This is a genomic window from Streptomyces sp. NPDC017225, from assembly GCF_044331465.1.
GTDB lineage: Bacteria > Actinomycetota > Actinomycetes > Streptomycetales > Streptomycetaceae > Streptomyces.
This window is the reverse complement of record NZ_JBIRNE010000005.1, coordinates 95,862-117,692: the sequence shown is the minus strand read 5'-3', so window position 1 is coordinate 117,692 and position 21,831 is coordinate 95,862. Positions and strand designations below refer to the sequence as shown.

At 71.3% G+C, this 21,831-nt stretch carries 22 protein-coding genes and 1 pseudogene; 5 read left to right on the top strand and 18 right to left on the bottom strand.

The genetic code is table 11. The features are described 5' to 3' along the window. Positions 1-3: 3 nt before the first annotated feature. On the bottom strand, positions 4-1,932 hold the full coding sequence (locus ACH4NX_RS13980) for an AMP-dependent synthetase/ligase (RefSeq protein WP_398129641.1): 1,929 nt from the start codon (positions 1,930-1,932) through the stop codon (positions 4-6). Positions 1,933-2,422: 490 nt separating this feature from the next. Between ACH4NX_RS13980 and ACH4NX_RS13975 the strand changes: the two genes are divergently transcribed. Together ACH4NX_RS13975 and ACH4NX_RS13970 are read left to right on the top strand one after the other, a co-directional pair. After that, positions 2,423-3,718: a 3-oxoacyl-ACP reductase gene (locus ACH4NX_RS13975; protein ID WP_398129694.1), complete on the top strand. Its 1,296-nt coding sequence runs from the start codon at positions 2,423-2,425 to the stop codon at positions 3,716-3,718. After that, positions 3,718-4,623 carry a MaoC family dehydratase gene (locus tag ACH4NX_RS13970; RefSeq protein WP_398129695.1) on the top strand — a complete coding sequence of 302 codons (906 nt, stop codon included), beginning with the start codon at positions 3,718-3,720 and terminating at the stop codon, positions 4,621-4,623. The genes ACH4NX_RS13975 and ACH4NX_RS13970 overlap by 1 nt, the downstream gene beginning before the upstream one ends. Before the next feature lie 25 nt (positions 4,624-4,648). Here the strand turns inward: ACH4NX_RS13970 and ACH4NX_RS13965 are convergent, their stop codons facing one another. The 10 genes from ACH4NX_RS13965 to ACH4NX_RS13920 form a co-directional block, all read right to left on the bottom strand. Next, positions 4,649-5,365, bottom strand: coding sequence for a TetR/AcrR family transcriptional regulator (locus ACH4NX_RS13965; protein ID WP_398129642.1), 717 nt, complete (start codon positions 5,363-5,365; stop codon positions 4,649-4,651). A 71-nt stretch (positions 5,366-5,436) separates the two neighbouring features. Further along, positions 5,437-6,768, bottom strand: a complete 1,332-nt coding sequence (locus tag ACH4NX_RS13960; protein ID WP_351389846.1) for a dicarboxylate/amino acid:cation symporter — start codon at positions 6,766-6,768, stop codon at positions 5,437-5,439. Between the two features lie 322 nt (positions 6,769-7,090). Continuing rightward, the gene (locus ACH4NX_RS13955; RefSeq protein ID WP_279565028.1) at positions 7,091-7,390 is read right to left on the bottom strand and encodes a DUF4229 domain-containing protein; all 300 of its coding nucleotides are present in this window, start codon (positions 7,388-7,390) and stop codon (positions 7,091-7,093) included. 169 nt (positions 7,391-7,559) lie between these two features. Next, positions 7,560-8,084 carry a GNAT family N-acetyltransferase gene (locus ACH4NX_RS13950; RefSeq protein ID WP_351389848.1) on the bottom strand — a complete coding sequence of 175 codons (525 nt, stop codon included), beginning with the start codon at positions 8,082-8,084 and terminating at the stop codon, positions 7,560-7,562. A 16-nt stretch (positions 8,085-8,100) separates the two neighbouring features. Beyond that, on the bottom strand, positions 8,101-8,760 hold the full coding sequence (locus ACH4NX_RS13945) for a UdgX family uracil-DNA binding protein (RefSeq protein WP_398129643.1): 660 nt from the start codon (positions 8,758-8,760) through the stop codon (positions 8,101-8,103). 106 nt (positions 8,761-8,866) lie between these two features. Then, positions 8,867-10,030 carry an aminofutalosine synthase MqnE gene (gene mqnE / locus ACH4NX_RS13940; RefSeq protein ID WP_351389853.1) on the bottom strand — a complete coding sequence of 388 codons (1,164 nt, stop codon included), beginning with the start codon at positions 10,028-10,030 and terminating at the stop codon, positions 8,867-8,869. Positions 10,031-10,074: 44 nt separating this feature from the next. Further along, positions 10,075-10,533 carry an Lrp/AsnC family transcriptional regulator gene (locus tag ACH4NX_RS13935; protein WP_007443788.1) on the bottom strand — a complete coding sequence of 153 codons (459 nt, stop codon included), beginning with the start codon at positions 10,531-10,533 and terminating at the stop codon, positions 10,075-10,077. Positions 10,534-10,632: 99 nt separating this feature from the next. Next, positions 10,633-11,313: a UbiX family flavin prenyltransferase gene (locus tag ACH4NX_RS13930; protein ID WP_398129644.1), complete on the bottom strand. Its 681-nt coding sequence runs from the start codon at positions 11,311-11,313 to the stop codon at positions 10,633-10,635. A 31-nt stretch (positions 11,314-11,344) separates the two neighbouring features. Beyond that, entirely contained in the window at positions 11,345-12,250 is a 906-nt protein-coding gene (gene mqnP, locus ACH4NX_RS13925) for a menaquinone biosynthesis prenyltransferase MqnP (protein WP_398129645.1), read from the bottom strand. Then, positions 12,247-13,704, bottom strand: a complete 1,458-nt coding sequence (locus ACH4NX_RS13920; RefSeq protein WP_351389862.1) for a menaquinone biosynthesis decarboxylase — start codon at positions 13,702-13,704, stop codon at positions 12,247-12,249. Before ACH4NX_RS13920 ends, mqnP begins: the two co-directional genes overlap by 4 nt. Positions 13,705-13,795: 91 nt before the next feature. On the opposite strand from ACH4NX_RS13920, the gene ACH4NX_RS13915 reads away from it, so the two are divergent. After that, entirely contained in the window at positions 13,796-14,182 is a 387-nt protein-coding gene (locus ACH4NX_RS13915) for a PLD nuclease N-terminal domain-containing protein (protein ID WP_351389864.1), read from the top strand. Positions 14,183-14,194: 12 nt separating this feature from the next. On the opposite strand, the gene ACH4NX_RS13910 is transcribed toward ACH4NX_RS13915, so the two are convergent. The 3 genes from ACH4NX_RS13910 to ACH4NX_RS13900 form a co-directional block, all read right to left on the bottom strand. Further along, complete coding sequence (locus tag ACH4NX_RS13910; RefSeq protein WP_398129646.1) at positions 14,195-16,093, bottom strand: protein kinase; 1,899 nt, start codon at positions 16,091-16,093, stop codon at positions 14,195-14,197. A gap of 122 nt (positions 16,094-16,215) precedes the next feature. Then, complete coding sequence (locus ACH4NX_RS13905) at positions 16,216-16,341, bottom strand: hypothetical protein (protein WP_398129647.1); 126 nt, start codon at positions 16,339-16,341, stop codon at positions 16,216-16,218. A gap of 37 nt (positions 16,342-16,378) precedes the next feature. Continuing rightward, positions 16,379-16,786 (bottom strand): VOC family protein, encoded by a 408-nt coding sequence (locus ACH4NX_RS13900; protein WP_351389870.1) that lies wholly within the window; start codon positions 16,784-16,786, stop codon positions 16,379-16,381. Positions 16,787-16,898: 112 nt separating this feature from the next. Between ACH4NX_RS13900 and ACH4NX_RS13895 the strand changes: the two genes are divergently transcribed. Continuing rightward, positions 16,899-17,948, top strand: coding sequence for a helix-turn-helix transcriptional regulator (locus ACH4NX_RS13895; protein ID WP_398129648.1), 1,050 nt, complete (start codon positions 16,899-16,901; stop codon positions 17,946-17,948). Positions 17,949-17,983: 35 nt separating this feature from the next. Here ACH4NX_RS13895 and ACH4NX_RS13890 read toward each other — a convergent pair. The 4 genes and pseudogenes from ACH4NX_RS13890 to ACH4NX_RS13875 all read right to left on the bottom strand — a co-directional run bounded on the left by ACH4NX_RS13890 (position 17,984) and on the right by ACH4NX_RS13875 (position 21,005). After that, positions 17,984-18,819, bottom strand: a pseudogene (locus tag ACH4NX_RS13890) (hypothetical protein). A 15-nt stretch (positions 18,820-18,834) separates the two neighbouring features. Next, entirely contained in the window at positions 18,835-19,725 is an 891-nt protein-coding gene (locus ACH4NX_RS13885; protein ID WP_398129649.1) for a helix-turn-helix domain-containing protein, read from the bottom strand. A gap of 262 nt (positions 19,726-19,987) precedes the next feature. Continuing rightward, positions 19,988-20,101: a DUF397 domain-containing protein gene (locus tag ACH4NX_RS13880; RefSeq protein ID WP_351389881.1), complete on the bottom strand. Its 114-nt coding sequence runs from the start codon at positions 20,099-20,101 to the stop codon at positions 19,988-19,990. Next, complete coding sequence (locus tag ACH4NX_RS13875) at positions 20,049-21,005, bottom strand: helix-turn-helix transcriptional regulator (RefSeq protein ID WP_351389883.1); 957 nt, start codon at positions 21,003-21,005, stop codon at positions 20,049-20,051. The genes ACH4NX_RS13880 and ACH4NX_RS13875 overlap by 53 nt, the downstream gene beginning before the upstream one ends. 105 nt (positions 21,006-21,110) lie before the next feature. On the opposite strand from ACH4NX_RS13875, the gene ACH4NX_RS13870 reads away from it, so the two are divergent. After that, positions 21,111-21,737 carry a hypothetical protein gene (locus ACH4NX_RS13870; protein ID WP_398129650.1) on the top strand — a complete coding sequence of 209 codons (627 nt, stop codon included), beginning with the start codon at positions 21,111-21,113 and terminating at the stop codon, positions 21,735-21,737. The last annotated feature ends 94 nt before the right edge of the window (positions 21,738-21,831 follow it).

Here is a 21,831-nt window from a genome sequence, read left to right as displayed (position 1 = left end):
GGCCTACGTCTCGTACAGCGCCTCGACCGCCCCCGCGAAGTCCCGCATGATCTCCTCGCGCCGCAGCTTCATCGAGGGGGTCAGGTGCCCCTCCCACTCCGTGAAGTCCCTCGGCAGGACGGCGAAGCGGCGGATGGACTCCGGGCGGGAGACCAGCTTGTTGGCCTCGTCGACCGCGCGCTGGAGCACCGCCAGGACCTCCTCGTCCTCGGTCAGCAGCTCCGGCGGCACCGGGTGCTTGCCGTTCATGCGCCGCCAGTGGGTGAGGCCGTCGGGGTCGAGGGTGAACAGCGCGGTGACGTAGGGGCGGCGGTCGCCCAGCACGATGCACTGGGATATCAGGGGGTGGGAGCGCAGCCAGTTCTCCAGCGGGGCGGGGGCCACGCTCTTGCCGCCCGCGGTGATCAGCAGCTCCTTCTTGCGGCCGGTGATCGTCAGGTAGCCCTCGTCGTCCAGGCTGCCGATGTCGCCGGTGGCGAACCAGCCGTCGGGGGCGGCCGGGACGACGCCGCCCGCCTGGGTGTCCCAGTAGCCGTGCAGGACCTGGTCGCCGGCGATGAGGATCTCGCCGTCGGCGGCGATGCGGACGCGGGTGCCGGGCAGCGGCCAGCCGACCGTGCCGAGGCGCGGCTTCAGCGGGGGTGTCACCGTCGCCGCGGCCGTCGTCTCGGTGAGGCCGTAGCCCTCGAAGATGACGATGCCGGCCCCGGCGTAGAAGGCGGCCAGGCGGCGGCCGAGCGGGGAGCCGCCGCAGATGACGTAGCGGACCCGGCCGCCCATGGCGTTGCGGATCTTGCGGAACACCAGCGGGTCGTAGAAGGAGCGGGCGGTCTTCAGGCCGCGGCCCGGGCCGCCGCTCGCGCCCGTCTGACGGTCCTCCACGGCCTCGCCGTAGCGCACCGCCACCGAGACGGCGCGGTCGAAGGCCGAGGCCCGGCCGCCCGACTCGGCCTTGGCACGGGCGCTGTTGAAGATCTTCTCCAGCATGTAGGGGATGGTCAGGAGGCAGGTCGGGCGGAAGGCCGCCAGGTCCGGGAGCAGGTCCTGCGGTTTCAGGCTCGGCGCGTGGCCGAGGCGGACCCGGGCACGGACGCAGGCCACGGCGACCATGCGGCCGAAGACGTGGGACATCGGGAGGAAGAGCAGGATCGAGGGCTCCTCGCCCGTCTTCGCCTTGAAGACGGGGTAGAGCAGCTCGATCGCGTTGTCCACCTCGGCGAAGAAGTTGCCGTGGGTCAGCGCGCAGCCCTTCGGGCGGCCGGTGGTGCCCGAGGTGTAGATCAGGGTGGCGAGCGTGCTCGGGCTCAGCATGCCGCGGCGGACCTCCACCTCCGCGTCCGGCACCCGCGCGCCCAGCTCCGCCAGCCGCTCCACGTGCCCCTTCTCCATGACCCACAGGTGCTTGAGGTCGGGCATGCGGTCCAGCTCGGGGCCGAGGGCCGCGGCCTGCGCGGTGGTCTCGGTGACCAGGGTGACCGCGCCGGAGTCCTGGAGCATCCAGCGGGTCTGGAAGAGGGAGGAGGTCGGGTAGACGGGGACGGTGACCAGGCCGGCCGCCCACGCGGCGAAGTCCAGCAGCGTCCACTCGTACGTCGTCCGGGCCATGATCGCGATGCGGTCGCCCGGCGCCATGCCCTCGGCGATCATGCCCTTGGCCACCGCCAGCACCTGCTCGGCGAACCCGGCCGCCGTCACGTCGGACCAGTCCCCGTCCGGCGACCTGCGGCTGAGGACCACCTGGCCCGGAACCGCGGCCGCGTTGTCGAAGGGCAGGTCGGCGAGGGAGCCGCGGCGCACCGGCGGGGCGAACGGTGGTACGTACGCCTCCCGTACGGCCCCGTCCAGCCGCCGCGTCTCGGGCGCCACCAGGGTGGGGCCGGGCGAGTCGGCGTAACCGGCGGATGCTGCGAAGGAGGGAAGCGGGGTGGACACGGGCGGCTCCTGGGACGTGCGGCGGCGACAACCGCATCAGCTGCCACCGCTGTCACTGTTGACACTGCTCTGCTGCGTGGACGTACGTGCTTCATGACGTACGTGCCTCAAGACGTACGTGCCTCATGACATATGGGCCTCATGACGTATGGGCCTCGCGCACCGACGTGCTCGTCGCCGGGCGCCGAGGGCTCATCGTGCATCGCCGGGTTCCTCGGACACGGGTCACCGGCGGTCGGTCCCGGGATCGTACGGCCCCCTCGTGGGGAGTTGGTGCGGGTTCCGGGACGGTCCCGCGCTGGGGGTGTGCAGTCTCGGGGGTTACCTGCCAGTAAGACATGTTCGTTCCGTTAAGTCCGCGCCACCCCGGCCTTCCACCGCGGAGGACCTCACTTCGACCCGCCCTTCGCCCGTGACTTAGACTTACCCACGGTAACCTTACTTCGGGGTAAGGAATGTCCGGAGCATGTCACGGAGCTGGGAGTCACCCATGGCCGACCGCTATCTGAGCCTCACCGGCACGGCGCCCGGCCGTTTCCTCACCCGGCGCCTCGGCCTGCCGCAGCCCGCCCCACTCGAACGCCGCTCACTCGGCGGCGGCCTGCTGCACCTCACGGCCGGCCGGACGGACCTCGGCCTCGCGCCCGTACTGACCCGCACGGGACTCGGTCCGGACGACGCCGGCCACCCCGCCGCCGTCGTCCTCGACGCCACCGGTGTCCGGGACGTCGACTCGCTCGCCGAGGTACACGCCGCGCTGCACCCCGTCGTACGGTCCGTCGCGGCGAGCGGCCGGGTGGTCGTGCTCGGCGCCCCGCTCGACCCGGCCGACCACCACCAGGCCGCCGCCCAGCAGGCGTTGGAGGGCTTCACGCGCTCGCTCGGCAAGGAGATCGGCCGGGGCAGGACGGTCAACCTCGTCCGGCTCACCGACGCGCACGCCGCCGAATCCACCCTCCGCTTCCTCCTCTCCCCCGCATCCGCCTACGTCAGCGGCCAGGTGATCGAGGTCTCGGCCGCGAACGGGACCGCCGCCGTGCCCGACGACTGGGAGCTGCCCCTCGCCGGGCGCACCGCCCTGGTCACCGGCTCGGCACGCGGCATCGGCGCGGCGGTCGCCGAGACGCTGGCCGGGCAGGGCGCACATGTCGTCGTCCTCGACGTGCCGCGGGCCGAGGACGAGGCGCGCAAGGCCGCCGAGCGCCTCGGCGGCACGGCTCTCACCCTCGACATCACGGCCGCCGACGCGGGCGAGCGCATCGCCGCCGCCGTGCCCGGCGGACTCGACGTCCTGGTCCACAACGCGGGGATCACCCGGGACCGGCGCCTGGTCAACATGCCCGCCGAGCGGTGGGCTTCCGTCCTGGACGTCAACCTCGCGAGCGTCCTGCGCACCACGGACGCGCTGCTCGCGGCGGGCGCGGTGAACCGGGGCGGCCGGATCGTGGCGACGGCGTCGATCGCGGGCCTCGCGGGCAACGCGGGCCAGACCAACTACGGTGCGAGCAAGGCGGGGATCGTCGGCCTGGTCCGTTCCCTCGCGCCGCGCGCGCTCGCCGGGCACGGGGTGACGGTGAACGCGGTCGCACCGGGCTTCATCGAGACGAAGATGACGGCGGCGGTCCCGCTGTTCATCCGCGAGGCCGGCCGCCGTATGAACTCCCTCGCGCAGGGCGGGCTGCCGGTGGACGTCGCCGAGACCACCGCCTGGCTCGCGCACCCGGCCTCGGGCGCGGTCAACGGCCAGGTCGTACGGGTCTGCGGCCAGAGCCTGCTGGGGGCGTGATGACACCCGCGGCTCCCAAGCCACCCTCCTCCCCCACCCCACCCGCGGAGCACACGACGCGCACGCTGACCGGCGTTCCCGCCCTCGCGCCGCTCCTCGCACGCGGTGCCCTGCTGTCACCCCTCAGGCGCCCCCGCCCGGACGCGGACCTCCCCCGCACCCGGCTGGTCCTGCCCGGCCTGCGCGTGGATCCCGCGCGGCTGGCCGCGTACGAGCGGGTGTGCGGGTTCCCGACCGGGGCGGACGCGCTTCCGGTGACGTATCCGCACGTGCTGGGCTTCCCGATGGCCATGCGTCTGATGAGCGGCCGGGGCTTCCCGCTGCCGGTGCTGGGGCTGGTCCACACGTCGATCGGCATCACCCGGCGGGCCGCCATGCCCGCGACCGGGGAGTACGGACTCACCACGTACGTCGAGGGCCTGGTGCCGCACCGTCGCGGGACCGAGGCGTCGGTGGTGACGGAGGTGCGGGCCGGCGGGGACCTGGTGTGGGAGTCGCGCAGTACGTACCTGGCCCGGCACCGCACAGCCGGACACGCTCCCGAGGAATCGTCCGCCGCGCCCCCCGAGCCCCTCCCCACGCGCGCCGAGTGGCGCCTCGCCGGTGATGTCGGGCGGCGCTACGGTGCCGCCTCCGGTGACCGCAACCCGATCCACCTGTATCCGCTCACCGCCCGCCTGTTCGGCTTCCCCCGGGCCATCGCGCACGGCATGTGGACCGTGGCCCGGTGCCTCGCCGAGCACGGTACGCCGGACGCGGCCACGGTGCGGGCGTCGTTCCGGGCGCCGGTACTGCTGCCGGGGACGGTGACGTACGGGGCGGAGGGCGGGCGGTTCGAGCTGCGCGGCGGGGAGGGCCGACGGCCGCATCTGTCGGGCGAGGCCGGGCCCTGGCCGGTGGCCTGACCCCGCCGGTCGGGCGAGGTGGGGTCTATCCGGCGACCTGGGCCACCGGGTCCGGCTCGGGCTCGGGCTCGGGCTCGGACTCGGACCGATCCGGGTCGGGTTCCTCCGGCGGGGACCAGGGCCGGCCCGTCATCAGGTCGCCCAGGCCCGCCCAGGCGAAGTTCATCAGGGTCGCCGCCGCCTGCTTCGCGGTGACGCCCTCCGTGGCGCCCGCCCAGTCGGCGAGTGACTCGGCCGCGCCGACCAGCGCCTCGGCCAGTCCGGCGACCTCGCCCGCGGGCAGGTGCGGGTCCCGGTGCGCGTCCCGCGCCGCCGCTGCGATCAGCTGCGTCACGAAGGCGACGATCTCCTCGCGCATCGCCGCGACCTCGGCCGCGAACCGCTCTCCGTGGGTACGGGCATGGAGGTGCAGCACCCGCCAGGCGTCGGGGTTCCGCGCGGTGTGGGTGAAGAAGGCACGCAGCCCCGACCAGAGTTGCCCGTCGGGCGGCAGCCCCGGACGCACCCCGGCCCGGACCGCCTCGGTGAGGGCCCGGGCCTCGCGGCGGACGCAGGCGGAGAAGAGGTCGTCCTTCGAGTTCAGGTAGAGATACACCAGCGGCTTGGAGACGCCCGCCAGTTCGGCGATCTCGTCCATCGACGCCGCCATGTAGCCGCGTCGGCCGAAGACGCTCACGGCGGCGTCCAGCATCTGCTGCTCACGGACCGCACGCGGCATCCGCTTGGTCTTCCCTGCACCCATGCGAATCAGCGTACGGTCCGTGCGGCGGTGATCAGGACGTCAGCGCGACGCCGGCACCCGGTGAAGGTCGGTCAGACGGCGGCCGGAACCGGCTCGGACGTCTGCTTCTCCTTCTCCGGCTCCTTCTCGGGCTCCCGCTCCGGCTCGTCGATCGGCGAGCTGTGCGCCGCGTCGTAGGCCTTGTGGTCCAGCAGTCCCTCGCGGGCCGAGACGATGACCGGGACCAGCGCCTGTCCGGCCACGTTGGTCGCCGTGCGGATCATGTCCAGGATCGGGTCGATCGCCAGGAGCAGGCCGACACCCTCCATGGGCAGGCCCAGGGTGGACAGGGTCAGGGTCAGCATGACCGTGGCGCCGGTGAGACCGGCCGTGGCGGCGGAGCCGACCACCGAGACGAAGGCGATCAGCAGGTAGTCGCCGACGCCGAGGTCGATACCGAAGATCTGCGCGACGAAGATCGCGGCGATCGCCGGGTAGATCGCGGCGCAGCCGTCCATCTTGGTCGTCGCGCCGAACGGCACGGCGAAGGACGCGTACTCCTTCGGCACGCCGAGGCGCTCGGTGACCTTCTGGGTCAGCGGCATGGTGCCGACGGAGGAGCGGGAGACGAAGGCCAGCTGGATCGCGGGCCAGGCGCCCTTGAAGAACTGCAGCGGGCTGACCTTGGCGACGGTGGCGAGCAGCAGCGGGTAGACCACGAACATCACGATCGCGCAGCCGACGTAGATGTCGGCGGTGAAGGTGGCGTACTTGCCGATGAGGTCCCAGCCGTAGGTGGCGATGGCGTTGCCGATGAGGCCGACGGTGCCGAGCGGGGCGAGGCGGATGACCCACCACAGGGCCTTCTGGAGGAGTTCGAGGACGGACTCGCTCAGGTTCAGGATCGGCTGGGCCTTCTCGCCGAGCTGGAGGGCGGCGATACCGGCGACGGCGGCCATGAAGACGATCTGGAGCACGTTCAGCTCGGTGAACGGCGTGATCACGTCGGTCGGCACGATGCCGGTCAGGAAGTCGATCCAGGACCCGGTGTTCTCGGGCGCCGCGCCGTCGGCCGGGGTGAGACCGGTGCCGGCGCCGGGGTTGGTGACCAGGCCGATGGTCAGGCCGATGGCCACCGCGATCAGCGAGGTGATCATGAACCAGAGAAGGGTGCGGGACGCCAGGCGGGCCGCGTTGTTGACCTTCCGCAGGTTGGTGATCGACACCAGGATCGCGAAGAAGACGAGCGGTGCGACGGCCAGCTTCAGCAGGCCGATGAAGGTGCCGCCGACCTTGTCGAGGGTGGTGACCAGCCAGGAGAGGTCCTGGCTGCGGGCCAGCCAGCCCAGCAGGACACCGAGGACGAGACCGGCGAGTATCTGGGCCCAGAAGGGCACCTTGAAGTACTTCGTGAGGGAAGACACGGACGGGCTCCGTAAGGGGGACGGGACGCGGGGACGGACGCGCAGGGCTGACGTGGAGGACGACGGATGAGGGGGGAACGTCAGGGGCGACAGTTCGCGGACGCGCACCGACAGAGGTCCACGTGCAGGCGCGCCACGAGCGCGAGGCTCGGCGGCGTGTGGGGCGCGGCTGCGTGCTTCATGCACACGACTTTAACACCTGCGCTTTGAGACCCCCAAAGCCTCACTTTGAGAGGTGCGGGGCACCTATTGCCCGTAAAACGCAGATCGCCCCGGTTTCCTGTGGTGCGGGAAACCGGGGCGTGCGTGTGCGTGACGTTCGTTACGAGGTCTGGCCCTGTGCCCGTGCCGCGTCGTCGGCGGTGTCCTCCTGGCCGCGGTTGGCCTCGAGGTTGGCCTTCATCCGCTCCACGCGGCCGACGACCTGGACCGAGGCCCGGTCCCGCTCCTTGCGAAGGGCGACGTAGCTGATGGGGGCCGAGAGCAGCAGGGAGAGCAGGAGGATCCAGATGCCGTTGGAGTCGCCGAGACCACGTGGGAACACGCCGGCGTAGACGAGCCCCCAGACGGCCACGAGGCAGCCCACGAAGATCCCGAGGCGCATCAGCGTGTAGCGGAGCATCTCAATCCACTCTTCCGTTTCTGGCACAAAGAGGCACTGTCCAGTGAAACATGCCGTGTCGCCGGTCCCGCACGCGGGTCGGACGTCCCGCGGACGCGTCCCCGCGGCGGCTCCCGCGGACGAGTCCGCGGGCGGTCCCTGCGGACGGGACCCTGGGGAAGGGCCGGGCTCAGGCCAGTGGCAGCAGCATGAAGACGTCGTCGCGGTCGTCGCCCGGCGCCACCCGGATCGCGCCGGGCACCCGGCCGACCTCCTTGTAACCGCAGGACTCGTAGAACCGCTCCAGGCCGAGGCCGCCGCGGCAGGTGAGCCGGATCGCCTCGACGCCGCCGACGGTACGGGCCGCGTCCGCGGCGGCGGCCATCAGGTCCCGGCCGTAGCCCCGGCCCTGGTGGCGGGGGTGGACCATGACCGTGTAGAACCACAGCCAGTGCTTCATCAGCCGGTGCGTGTTCAGGGCGAGGAACGCGGTGGCGGCCACCCGTCCCTCCTCGTCGTGGCCGACGAGCAGGCGGATACGGCCCTCGGCCATGCCCACCATGTGTTTGACCAGCTCGGGGCGGATGTCCTCCCGCGTCACGGGCGGTACGAAGCCCACGGAGCCGCCCGCGTTGGAGACGTCGGTCCACAGGTCGAGTACGCCGTCGCGCAGGGCCGGGGTGACGGGCGGATCGAAGGTGAAAGTAAGGGACACAGTCCCATCGTAGCCATTACGCGAGTGCTTGTGCCGCCACCCGCAGATCCGAGACCAGGCCTCGGTACGCGCCGTCCCGGTCCTCGTGCGCCGCCCGCAGTACCGCCGACGGGTGCACGGTCGGCACCAGCCGTTGCGGGTGTCCGTGGATCTCCTCCTCCAGCACCGTGCCGCGCACCTGTGTGACGCGGAAGGAGGAGCCGAGCAGCGCCTTGCCGGCCGTGGCGCCGAGCACCACGATCAGTTCGGGTTCCACGCGGGCCGGCTCGGCGGCCGGCCAGGGGCCGCAGGCGGTCGTCTCGCGCAGGGTGGGCGCCTTGTGGATCCGGCGCTTGCGGGGCTCGGCCCGCGTGAACTTGAAGTGCTTGACGGCGTTGGTGACATACGCGTCCGCCGGGTCGATGCCGGCCTCCGCCGGCGCCCGGTCGAGGAGTTTCCCGGCGGGCCCGACGAAGGGTTCGCCCTGCCGGTCCTCCTGGTCGCCGGGCTGCTCGCCGACCAGCATCACGCGGGCGTCCGCCGTTCCGGCGCCGAACACCGTCCGGGTGGCGTCCCTGTGCAGCGGACAGCCCCGGCAGTCGGCGGCGGCCTCGCGCAGGGCGGGCAGGCCGCCGCGCGCGGGCACGAAGGGTTCTGCGGTGCAGCGGTCCTCCGGGGCAGTCGTCCGTGGCTTCACGGCTGCCGGGTACCCCGCTTCCCACCGACCGAGCCGGGTGGTGAGTGGGCGAGGAGGGCCCTCCAGGAGGCGGAGCCCCTGGAGGGCCGAAGGGAGCTGAGGCCCTTCACACCCGCATCGGCTGCGGCGACTCCCTGCGCGCCGCGTCGGGACCCTCGAACTCCCGGAGGATCTCGTACCGCGTGTTGCGCTCGACCGGCCGGAAACCGGCGTCGCGGATCAGGTCCAGCAGATCGTCGCGGGTCAGTTTGTTCGGCGTGCCGAAGTCGTCCGCGTCGTGCGTGATCTTGTACTCGACGACCGAGCCGTCCATGTCGTCGGCGCCGTGCTGAAGGGCCAGCTGGGCGGTCTGCACCCCGTGCATGACCCAGAAGACCTTGACGTGCGGGACGTTGTCGAACAGCAGCCGCGACACCGCGAAGGTCTTCAGCGCCTCGGCGCCGGTCGCCATCCGGGTGCGGGCCTGGAGCCGGTTGCGGACCTTGCCGTCCTTCATGTCCACGAAGTCGTGCTGGTAGCGCAGCGGGATGAAGACCTGGAAGCCGTTCGTCTCGTCCTGGAGCTCACGCAGGCGCAGCACGTGGTCCACGCGGTGGCGCGGCTCCTCGATGTGGCCGTAGAGCATGGTGCACGGGGTCTTCAGCCCCTTCTCGTGCGCCAGGCGGTGGATGCGCGACCAGTCCTCCCAGTGGGTGCGGTGGTCGACGATGTGCTGCCGCACCTCCCAGTCGAAGATCTCGGCGCCGCCACCGGTCAGGGACTCCAGACCGGCGTCGATCAGCTCGTCGAGGATGTCGGAGGCGGACATCCCGGAGATGGTCTCGAAGTGGTGGATCTCGGTGGCCGTGAAGGCCTTCAGCGAGACGTCGGGCAGCGCGGCCTTCAGTTCCCGCAGCGAGCGCGGGTAGTAGCGCCACGGCAGGTTCGGGTGCAGGCCGTTGACGATGTGCAGCTCGGTGAGGTTCTCGCCCTCCATCGCCTTGGCGAGCTTCACCGCCTCCTCGATGCGCATCGTGTACGCGTCCTTCTCCCCCGGCTTGCGCTGGAAGGAGCAGTACGCGCAGGAGGCCGTACACACGTTGGTCATGTTGAGGTGGCGGTTGACGTTGAAGTGGACGACGTCGCCGTTCTTCCGCGTCCGCACCTCGTGCGCGAGGCCGCCGAGCCAGGCCAGATCGTCCGACTCGTACAGCGCGATGCCGTCCTCGCGGGTCAGCCGCTCCCCGGAGCGGACCTTCTGCTCCAGCTCCCGCTTGAGCCCGGCGTCCATGCGATACCTCTTTCTGAGACTGACTCGTCAACCGTACGCCTCTGCTACTGGACCTCTTCCGGCAGCTCGCCCACCCGGTTCTCCCATTTGGTGGAGAGCACGATGGTCGTGCGGGTCCTGGACACGCCCTTCGTGCCCGACAGCCGGCGGATGATGCTCTCCAGGCCGTCCACGTCGGCCGCGCGCACCTTGAGCATGTAGGAGTCGTCGCCGGCGATGAACCAGCAGTCCTCGATCTCCCGCAGCTCCTTGAGCCGCTGTGCCACGTCCTCGTGGTCGGCGGCGTCGGAGAGGGAGACGCCGATCAGGGCCGTGACGCCGAGACCGAGCGAGGCGGCGTCCACGGTGGCCCGGTAACCGGTGATGACGCCGGCCGCCTCCAGCCGGTTGATGCGGTCGGTGACGCTGGGCCCCGACAGTCCGACGAGGCGCCCCAACTCCGCGTACGAGGCCCGGCCGTTCTCCCTCAGAGCCTGGATGAGCTGCCTGTCCACCGCGTCCATGCGATCGAAGCCTTCCACTGAAGAGTTCTGAAGATGTGGGTAACAAACGTGTGGGGGGAGGTGGTACTCAGATGATGCTCGGGTGCCGCTCGGACGGGCTCAGCCGGTCGGGCGTGCCCCGCCGAGGTCACCGCGCCAGCGGCGGTAGAGGTCGTGCCCGACGCCCGCCGCGTCGAGTACGCGTCCGGCGACGAAGTCCACCAGGTCCTGGATGTGCGTCGCCCCCGCGTAGAAGGCCGGCGAGGCGGGCACCACGGTCGCGCCCGCGTCGTCCAGTGTCACCAGGTGCCGCAGCGTCCGGCCGTCCAGCGGGGTCTCCCGTACGGCCACGACCAGCTTGCGACGCTCCTTCAGAATCACGCTCGCCGACCGCTGCAGCAGGTCCTTCGACAGCCCGAGCGCGACACCCGCGACACAGGCCGTCGACGCGGGCACGATCAGCATGCCCTTGACGGGGTACGACCCCGAGGACGGACCGGCCGCGAGGTCGCCCGCGCTCCAGTGCCGTACCCGGTCGCCGGTGAGGTCGACGTCGAAGGTGTCCGGCTTGCCGTCGGCGCCGCGGGCCAGCCACTCCCGCAGGTCGTGCCGCCAGTGGGCGTCCCGGAAGGAGATGCCGGTCTCGTCGAGCAGGGTGAGCCGCGAGGCCCGGCTGACCACCAGGTCGACGCTCTCGCCCGCGGCGAGCAGCGCCCGCAGTACCGCCGCCGCGTACGGCGTACCGGATGCTCCGGATACCCCCACGATCCAAGGCGTGCGCTGCGTCTGTCCTGGCTTCATGATGCCGAGCCTAGTCGCAGGCTCAGAGTGTTCAGACCGTGAGGCCCCGCACGAGCAGATCCAGCAGCGCGCACACGAACAGGGCGATGCCGATGAAACCGTTGACGGAGAAGAAAGCCCTGTTCAGACGGGTCAGGTCGTGCGGGCGCACGATGGTGTGCTCGTAGACGAACGCGCCCGCGACGATCAGCAGGCCGAGCCAGAGGAAGACGCCGGCGTCGGTGGCGACCGCGTACCAGGCGAAGAGCGCGGTGGTGACCGCGTGGCAGGCTCGGGCGCCCCAGATCGCCGCCGGGATGCCGAAGCGTGCCGGCACCGACTTCACGCCGACCTGCCGGTCGGTCTCGACGTCCTGACAGGCGTAGATCAGGTCGAAGCCGCCGATCCAGACGCCGACCGCGAGGCCGAGGATCACGGCCTCCCAGGACCACTCACCGGTGATCGCCAGCCAGCCGCCGATCGGGCCCATCGCCTGGGCGAGGCCGAGGATGGCCTGCGGGAAGTTCGTGAACCGCTTGCCGTACGGGTAGACCACCATCGGGATCACGGCGACGGGGGCCAGGGCGAGGCAGAGCGGGTTGAGCAGGGCCGCCGCGCCCAGGAAGACGACGAGGGCGACCAGCGCGCCGGTCCAGGCGTGCCTGACCGACATGGCGCCGGTGACCAGCTCGCGGTGAGCGGTGCGCGGGTTGCGGGCGTCGATCTCGCGGTCGATGATCCGGTTGACCGCCATCGCGAAGGTGCGCAGGCCGACCATCGCGACGGTGACCAGGAGCAGCCGGCCCCAGTGGATGTTCTCGTCCCACTCGTACATCGCGGTGAGGGCGGCGATGTAGGCGAAGGGCAGCGCGAAGACCGAGTGCTCGATCATCACCAGGCGCAGGAACGCCTTGGTGCGCCCCGGCTGCTGCGGTAGCGCGGCGGAAGCCGACGTCACAGTCCGTACTCCTTCCAGCGGCGGTCGACCTTCGCCGCCGTCTCGGGGTCGGACAGCACCATGTCCGGCCAGCCCCCGTCCCGCGTGTACCCCTCCTCGGGCAGCTTCTTCGTGGCGTCGATACCCGCCTTGCCGCCCCAGAACTGCTGGTAGGAGGCGTGGTCGAGATGGTCGACCGGGCCTTCGACGACGGTGAGGTCGCGGCCGTAGTCGGTGTTGCCGAGCGCGCGCCAGGCGACCTCGTGCAGGTCGTGGACGTCGCAGTCGGAGTCGACGACCACGATCAGCTTGGTCAGGGACATCATGTGCGCGCCCCAGATGGCGTGCATCACCTTCTGGGCGTGCTTGGGGTACTTCTTGTCGATCGAGACGATCGCGCAGTTGTGGAAGCCGCCGGCCTCGGGAAGGTGGTAGTCCACGATGTCCGGGACGATGATCTTGAGGAGCGGGAGGAAGAAGCGTTCCGTCGCCCGCCCGAGCGGGCCGTCCTCCGTCGGCGGACGGCCGACCACGATCGACTGGAGCAGCGGACGCTTCCGCATCGTCACGCAGTCGATCTTCAGGGCGGGGAAGGGCTCCTGCGGCGTGTAGAAGCCGGTGTGGTCGCCGAAGGGACCCTCGGGCAGCATCTCGCCGGGCTCCAGCCAGCCCTCGATGACGACCTCGGCGTGCGCCGGGACCTGGAGCGGGACCGTCTTGCAGTCGACCATCTCGATCCGCTTGCCCTGGAGGAACCCGGCGAAGAGGTACTCGTCGATGTCGCCGGGGAGGGGGGCGGTGGAGGCGTAGGTCACGGCGGGCGGGCAGCCGAAGGCGATGGCGACCGGCAGCCGCTCGCCGCGACGGGCGGCGACCTGGTAGTGGTTCCGGCTGTCCTTGTGGATCTGCCAGTGCATGCCGATGGTGCGTTTGTCGTGGCGCTGGAGCCGGTACAGGCCGAGGTTGCGGATGCCCGTCTCCGGGTCCTTGGTGTGGGTGAGGCCCAGGTTGAAGAAGGAGCCGCCGTCGTCCGGCCAGGTGAAGAGGGCGGGGAGGCGGTCCAGGTCCACGTCGTCGCCGTGCAGGACGACCTCCTGGACGGGGGCACTGTCGCCCTTCACCTTCTTCGGCGGTACGTGCGTCATCGCGCCGAGCTTGCCGAAGGCCTCGCGCATGCCGACGAAGCCCTGGGGCAGCTCGGGGCGGAGCAGTCCGCCGATCTTGTCCGAGATGTCGGAGTAGGACTTCAGGCCGAGGGCCTTGAGCAGGCGCCGGTCGGTGCCGAAGACGTTCATCGCGAGGGGCATGTCGGAGCCCTTCACGTTCTCGAAGAGCAGGGCGGGACCGCCGGCCTTGTTCACTCGGTCGACGATCTCCCCGATCTCCAGGTGGGGATCCACCTCGGCCTTGATGCGCTTGAGGTCGCCGTCGCGCTCCAGGGCCCTGAGCAGGGAGCGAAGATCGTCGTAAGCCATGCCGTCCAGTATCCCCGAGCGGCTACCCTGACCCTGTACCTGGGGGCCGTGACGCGTCCCCCACCCCTCGCTTCCGCTGGAGAGAGGCCCCATGCTCCGGGTGCTCATGTTCCTCGTGCCACTGGCGTTGAGCGTCTACGCGTTCATCGACTGCATCAGCACGAAGGACGCCGACATCCGTCACATGCCCAAGCCGCTGTGGGCGATCCTCGTGCTGCTGTTTCCGCTGGTCGGCTCGATCTCCTGGCTCATCGCCGGCAAGAAGCGACAGCCGGCCGGGGCCCCGGGAACGGCGCGCGGCGGACGGCGGCAGTGGGTCGCGCCGGACGACAATCCCGACTTCCTGAAGTCGCTGGGCGACCAGTCCGGTGACGCGGACGAGGGCCGGGGCCAGGGCGGCTCCGGCCCTCGGGACTCCGGCCACGGCGGCCCCGAGGACGACGAGGACCGCAAGGGCGGCAGGCGGGACGAGACCTGACGCTCCCTCCCGTCAGATCCTGGTCCAGCGCTGGGAGGCTGAGCCGGTGCACGTCGTGGTCGTCAGGCCGATCATGGACGCCCGGCGGTTGAGATCGAGGCAGCCACCCGTGGTGAGGTTCCTGAGCGAGCCGTTCGCCCCCTCCCGCCACTCTCCTCCCGCCTGACCACAGGCGGCCCTGACGAGCCAGGCGTTCGCGCTCCTGGAGTGGATGCACTGGGCCGTTCCCACGTTGAGGATCCTGAAGGCGCCGCCGGAGGTGCTCTGGAAGCGGAAGACGGCCATGTCGCCCGAGCAGTTGCCGTCGTCGATGGGGTAACCGACGTACATGCACTTTCCGCTCGACCCGTTCTTCAGCATGAAGCTGCCCGACGCGGACCCGCCGCCCTCCGGACCGTCACCGCCGCCCCCACTCACCCCGGACCCGCTTCCGGAGCCGGAGGACCCGTCCGAGCCGGACGATCCCGCTGAACTTGATGCCCCTTCCCCACTGGAGGAGCCACCCGCTCCGGAGGATCCGCCGGAGCCCGAGCCGCCGCCGGACGCCTCCCCCGCGGCTGCCGCGTCCCCGGCCCCGCCGGACGCGGTGCCGTTGCCGTCCTGCCCGCCGTCCTCCTCCCCTGCCTTTTCCTTGCTCTTGTCCTCCGCGTCCTTCTTCCCGTCGTCCTTCCCGTCGTCAGGGCTGCCGGAAGCGGAGGCGCTCGGGCCGGTCGAGCCGGTGGCGGGGTCAGCGGGACCCGGGGTGGCGGTCCCGGTGGCCCCGGGCGGCGCGCCCGCGGCCCGGTCCTTGTCCGATTCGCTCATCACGTACGGCAGCAGCGTGACACTGAGCGTCGCCCCCGTCACGACGACCGGGACCACGAGCGCCAGCACCTTCGCACGACGCCGCCGCTCACGCTTCTCCGGCTGTCCGCCCAGGGCCACGGGGGCGGACGGCAGTGAGGGTGCCGCCTCGTCCGGCTCGGGCATGTCCACGGGCTCCGGAACCTTCGAGGCGAAGGCCGCCCGCTCGGCCAGCGGACCGCTCACCACCTCGGGCCACAGGGGCGGGGTGAACGGCCCGTGCCGCTCCGCGGTCGCCACCAGCTCGGCCGCCGTCGGCCGTCCCTCGTGGTCCTTGTCCAGGCAGGACGCGACGACGTCGGCGAGCTCGGCGTCCAGCTCCCGCAGCGGCTGGAGGTCGGGTTCCTCGTGCACGATGCGGTACAGCACGGCGTGCCCGGACTCGTCGCCGAACGGCGGCCGGCCGGAGGCCGCGTACGCGATCACCGAGCCGAGCGCGAAGACGTCGACGACGCCGCTCGACGCCCGTTTCCCGGAGGCCTGTTCGGGCGACATGTAAGCGGGCGTGCCCACCACCATGCCGGTCCTCGTCAGCTGGCTCTGGTCGGCGGCCCGGGCGACACCGAAGTCGATGAGGGTGAGACCTTCGAGGGTCAGCATCACGTTGGACGGTTTGAGGTCGCGGTGGACCATGTCCAGCGCGTGCACCGACGCCAGGGCGGTGGCGGCCTCCCGCAGGATGAGCCACAGCGCCTCGGCGGGCAGGGGCCCATGCAGGTCGACGGCCTCGCGCAGGGTGATGCCGGGCACGTAGGCGGTGGCGAACCACGGCGGCCGGGCGTCCCGGTCACCCACGAGCAGCGGTGCGGTGGCCTCCTCGGGCAGGCGCGCGAGGTTGTCCAGCTCGTGTCCGAAGCGGCGCAGGAAGTCCTCGTCCTCGCCGGCCACCGAGGGCAGCACCTGCTTGACGGCCGCGTACCGGCCCTCGTGGACGCCGAGATAGACGCGTCCCATTCCGCCGACCCCTAGCCGCCCCAGCAGCGGGATCGGTCCGATCCGGCGTGGGTCGTCGCTCCCCAGCGGCTCGGCGCCACTGCCCGTGAGGCCGAATCCGGCTTCCCCGCTCAACTCTCTCCCCGTTCACCGGCTGCCGCGAGCTCCAGTGTGGGCCGTCACGGCCACAGAGCGAAAGCTACATGTTTAGCATGGCCGCCCCAAGTAACGCCTTGAGGACACTTGGTGAGTGGCCGTCAGGTCGGTCGGGACAGCGACTCGATCCGGGCGGCGGTGAGCGCCCGGTCGAAGGCCCGTACGTCCCGGACGGCACCGGGGAAGGAGTCGGCGGGCTGCCCGTCGTAGGAGGCCCGGCCGATCAAATGGCGGGCCGCCGACAGGGGATGGCGGGCCGCCGGATCAGCGGGCGTACGCGGCGAACTTCTCGACGGCGGCCGGCGTGACCGGGGTGAAGAAGTTGACCAGATTGCCGTCGGGGTCGCGGACCAGGAGCGCACGGTTGCCCCAGGGCATCGTCGTGGGTTCCTTGACGAAGTCCGCCACGAGCCCGGTCAGGTTCCGGTGCACGCTGTCCACGTCGTCGACGAGGAACTCGATGATGACGCTGCGGTTGTCGGCCGGGGCGGCGGAACCGGGCGCGAACATCGGAACGGTCCGGGTACTGCCGATCGCGAGGGTGCCCGATGCGGTACGCAGCTCGGCGAAGTCCTCGGTGGGCCGGCTCGCCCGCACTCCGGTGGCGCGCTCGTAGAAGTCGACGAGGCGGGACACGTCGTCCGTGATGACGCGGATCGAGACGAGGTTCATGAGGTTCGCTCCTGGTCGTTCGTCCGGCCGTCTGGCCGGTCATCGCTGATGACCGCACGCTACGAGCGGTACCAGACAGAATCCGACCGGTATCCGAGGCAGACTTCCAGACATGTCCCGTCCCGTGTCCCGCGTGCTCACCCTGCTGGAACTCCTGCAGGCGGGAGGCACCCGTACCGTGGCCGAACTCGCCGACCGGCTCGGCGTCGGCGAGCGCACGGTGCGCCGGTACGTCGACCATCTCGTCGACCTCGACATCCCCGTGGAGTCGGTGCGCGGCCGCTACGGCGGCTACCGGCTCGGCCCCGGCCACCGCGTGCCCCCGCTCATGCTGACCGACGACGAGGCGCTGGCCGTGCTGCTCGGCCTGGTCGCCGGCCGGCGGACCGGGACCACGGCGGCGGCGGGCACGGCGGGTGAGACAGCCGCGGCCAAGATCCGGAGAGTCCTGCCGGAGCGGCTCCGCCGCCGCCTGGACTCCGTGCTCGACTCACTCACCTTCACCGCCCCGCCCGGCGGGACGGCCCCTCCCGAGACCGCCGTCCTGCTCCCCGTCGCCGACGCGGTACACCATCACCGGCCGGTTTCGATCCGGTACACCGCCTCCGGCGGCCGGCGCAGCGAACGCACGCTGTACCCGTACGGGCTCGTGACGCACTCGGGCAGGTGGTACGTGACGGGAAGGGACCTCTCGGTCGGCGAGGAGCGGACGTTCCGGCTGGACCGCGTCACCGACGCCCGGGTCCTGCCGGGCTCGTTCGAACCGCCGGCCTGCCACGACCCGGCGGAGCGCCTCCTCAAGGCGCTCGCCACCGCACCGTACCGGCATGAGGTGACTCTGCGGGTCCGGGGAACCGCCGAGCAGATCCGCACCCGCCTCCCGGGCAGCGTCGCGACCGTGACGGAGGCGCCACCCGCGAGCGGCACGGATCCGGAGACCGAGACGGGGGCGGGGACAGGGGCGGAGGCAGGAACGGGAGCGGACGCCGGGCGCTGGTCGCGGGTCGAGATCCGCGCCGAGCGCCTCGACTGGCTGCCCGGCGTACTCGCGTCGCTGGACCTCCCGTTCGTCGTCGAGCGGCCGGACGAGCTGCGCGACCTCGTCGCGGCCCTCGCCGGCCGGCTCATGGACGCGGCCCGGCACAACCCGCCCGCCGGCTGACGAATGCGGCCCGGCACCGAGCGTGAGGCGCCGGGTCACCCGTCCTGGAAGACCGCTTCGGCCGTTGACGCGGTGACCGCGCGGGCGAGCCAGTGCCGGAGGACCTCGGGGTCACCGCATTCCTTGATGCGTGTGCGCACGTCGTCGGAGACGTCGAGACCGCGCTGCTCCAGGACCAGCAGGACATCCAGGGCACCCTGCTGCGCGCGGCCCTGTTCACGGCCCTGTTCACGGCCCTGCTCACGGCCCTGCTCACGGCCTTCGTCGCGGATTTCTTCGGAGATGTAGGACTTGTAGAAGGAGAGGTCCACAGCCACCAGGTTCCTCCAGAGGTGCTTGGCCGGGCGGTTGCCCATGCCCTGAGCGGTGAATTCGATGATGGGGGACGCGACGTCTTCTGGCGCGTCCTGCAACGCGGTGGACAGGGCCTTCAGTATCCCATTGACGACCGGTTCGGCGGCGTGTGTCGGCGGAACAGGGCCCCTTCCTGCTGGCCGTCGAGGCCCAGGGCAAGAAAGACCCGGACAAGCCCGCGAGCTGGGCGTACTACGTCTCGTACCTGTGGACGAAGTACCGACTGCCCACCGCTCTCCTGGTCGTCTGCCAGGACCACCGGACGGCGAAGTGGGCCCAGCAGGCGGTGAGCAGTGGACCGCCACAACTGCCCACCCTGTCCCTGCGGCCCCTGGTCGCCGGTCCGCACAACATGCCGGTGATCACAGACCCGGACGAGGCGGGTGAGGTCGGTCGGCAGCGCGGTGGCTCCTATGGGCTTGGGGATGTCGATCCCGAGGAAGCGCGAGACACGGCTGAACAGGCCGGGGTCGTGCTGGAAGATGCGGTGCATCGCCTCGTGGGGCGGGCTGACCATGGCATTCCGTTCGGATCAGTGGTGGTCGAGGGTCGCCGCACGGCAGTCGCGGCAGCGGACTCCGGGCTCTGGGGCGCGGATGCTGCGGTCACAGCCGTCGCAGTTCTGGAGCGGGTGTCGGACGGGAGTCGGTGAGGCAGCTGCCGGGGCGCGGTACGGGGCCGGGGGCGGCAGTGCGTCGGTGAGGCGGTGGGCGAGGAGGGCGGCCGGGCGGCGCAGGGGGTCGTCCGGCAGGCCGCTGGTCAGGGCGTGGCGTACGGCTGTGGTCCGGATGTCCCGTTCCAGCCAGGCGGCGACGCCGGGCGCCAGGTGGGCCGTGTCGGTCGCGGAGAGCAGCAGGCGGGAGTCGTGTCGTCGCAGGTCGGCGAGAAGATCTACGGCCGCCTGGAGAAGCGTGGGGGCCTTGCTGCTGGGCTGCGGTACGGCGGGGAGCGCCTTGCGGACGCCGGTGCCGCGCGGGCGGGACGACGCTCGCTCCGGTGCCGTGCGTGCCGGGGCCGCCGGTCGGGCCGGACAGGCGGTGCCCGCTGCTCGGCGCCGGGCCCGAGGGTTGTTGCAGGAGACGGTGCGGGTGACGACACGGCCGTCGGCGGCGCGTTCGCGTTCCCGGCGGAGGTAGCCATGGGCCTCCAGTTCGCGCAGGGCCGCGCTGATGCGGACCGCGCCCTCCTTGAAGCGGGCGGTGAGGCTCTTGATGTCCACGGGGGTGCCGAGGCGCACCGACTGGATGTACAGGCCCAGGCCTCTCGCCAGCAGGGAGAGGTCCGGGTGCTGGGCGAGGTGGTTGCCGACCACGGTGAAGTTGGCGATGTGTCGGACGTTGTCGTGGATGACGCCCGAACGGGGTGGGTTGTCGCCATCGGCGGACTGGGCGCGCGGGGGCACGCTAAGGTTTTGGGTACCCATCAGGAAGCTCTCTTCTTCCTCGGTGGTCAGGCCCTCGCGGGGATCGCTAGTCCCCGTCGAGGGCTGACATATGTCAGCGGTTAATGCGCTGAGCGTAAGGGAGTTGGGGGGCCCGAAAGCCAGCCCAACCGGCGATGTTCACCCGGGCGAGTGAGCCGATGCCGTGGGCGGGAGGGGTGGGGCTTGGTGAGGTTCTTTCTCCCAAGTGGTTCTTGTCGGAGATCGCCCGGATCTCCGTGACGCGGGAACCCGGGTTCCGGTGTCAGCGCAGCGCCGAGGTGAACGCGGACCACGCTTCGTGGGTGACGAACAGGGCGGGACCGTCAGGGTTCTTGCTGTCCCGGACGGGGACGGCGCCGGGGATACCGAGGGCCACTTCGACGCAGTTGCCGCCGTTTTCCCCGCTGTAGCTGCTCTTGGTCCAGGTCGTCGAGCCGACCTCGTGGCTTCCCATGGTTCTCGTACCCTTCCATCGCGTCGCCGATGACGGCGACCGTCTGGCGAGCCGAAAGTGAGTCCGCCCTGAGCACATCATAGGTGTGGCTGTGCTGCGTGTAGGCGGTCGGATCGCTGTTGAAATGGCCTCGGTCCAGCGATTCCGAGTACACCCAGCGCTCCCCTTCGGGCAGCTCGATCAAGGACATGGAGACGTTGGGGCGCAAGAGTTCGGGATAGGAAGCCGGAGCGATCTGGACGCGGATGTTGGGACGACGTCCGTGCTCCAGCAGCGCCGCACACTGGTCCCGCATGACCTCCGGGCTGCCCACCACGTTGCGCAAGCAGCTCTCGTCCATGACGACGACGTAGGAGGGACCACCGTCCGCCAGGAAGCGTTGCTGTCTGCTCAGTCGCGCCCGAACACGTTCCTCCAGTTCCTCTCCGTCCGCCACCCGCCCGAACAGGGCACGCGCGTAGCTCTCCGTCTGCAACAAGCCGGGTACCAACCGCTCCTGGTACTCCCGCAGAGCGACGGCGACGGTGTCCATCTCCGCCCTGCGCCGGAACCAGTCCGGATGCTCCACCTCCGGATACCAGTCGATCCGCCCCCACAGCCGCGCCAGCACCCCACCCGTGCCCAGCAACTCGTCGCACGTCTTCGCGAACGTGTCCTGTGGCACCCGCGTCCCCGTCTCCACCCGGGCGATGTGCGACCGGTCGCAGGGGATACGGACCGCCAGCCCCTCCTGCGTGAGCCCCTCGGCCTCGCGGAAGTGCCGCAGCACCTCGCCGAAGACGGCGGCCGTACTCGCCCCTGAGCCACCGGTGTTGCGTCGGCCCACGGCCTCTCCCCCTTCGTGACAGTGGACGAGTGTCACGCGTCAAGCGTTGATACCGACGATTCCCGTCGGCGAACCTCGGCACACCCAGAGTGACGGAGGTTGAGGATGGAACCGGTGGAATCGGTGAGACCCGGCACGCTCGTCTACGACCCGCGCAGCCGAAAGGTCGGCGAGTACCGGGGAACGGCGGGTCCCTGCGCGATGCTGCGGCCGGTCGGTGGCGGCCGGGAGTGGCAGGCGGACCCGGCGCTGATCCGGTCGGCGACGGCCGGGGAGCGGCTGAGCGCCGGCGTGTGGGCGGCCAACAACCGGTCTCTCACCGACGCGTTGACGGCGGAGCCGCTGGTCCCCGTCGGACCGCCGCCCGAGCCGGTCACCGGCTGCGCCACCTGTGCCCGGCTGGCCGAGCGGCGCGCACACGCGCGTGCCGCCGGTGACGGCAGCGCCGAGACCGACGCCGACGTGCTGCTGGCCCGGCACCAGCGCCACGGACACCGTGGGCGTCGGCTCTTCCGCTACGTACCGTTCACGATCGTCCAGGACCCGACGGCGCTCCCCGAGTACCAGGCGCACTGCGTGTCCGGCGACGACGCCGACTGCGGCGCCACGTCCGGCCCGTGCCCCGCCCCGGCGGATGTCGAGGAGTGGCAGCGCGGGCACACCCAGGAGACCCGGCACACCCGCTACCGGCGCTGCTTCGCCGACTACGCGGTACTGGAGTGCCGTGTCTGACGCAACGGCATCCCGGTACCCGGAGGAAGCCACGGCCCCGCAGTGGAGGTCGTACCGCCGTTCGAGGAGCCATCCGTTCCGTTGAACCGTGCCG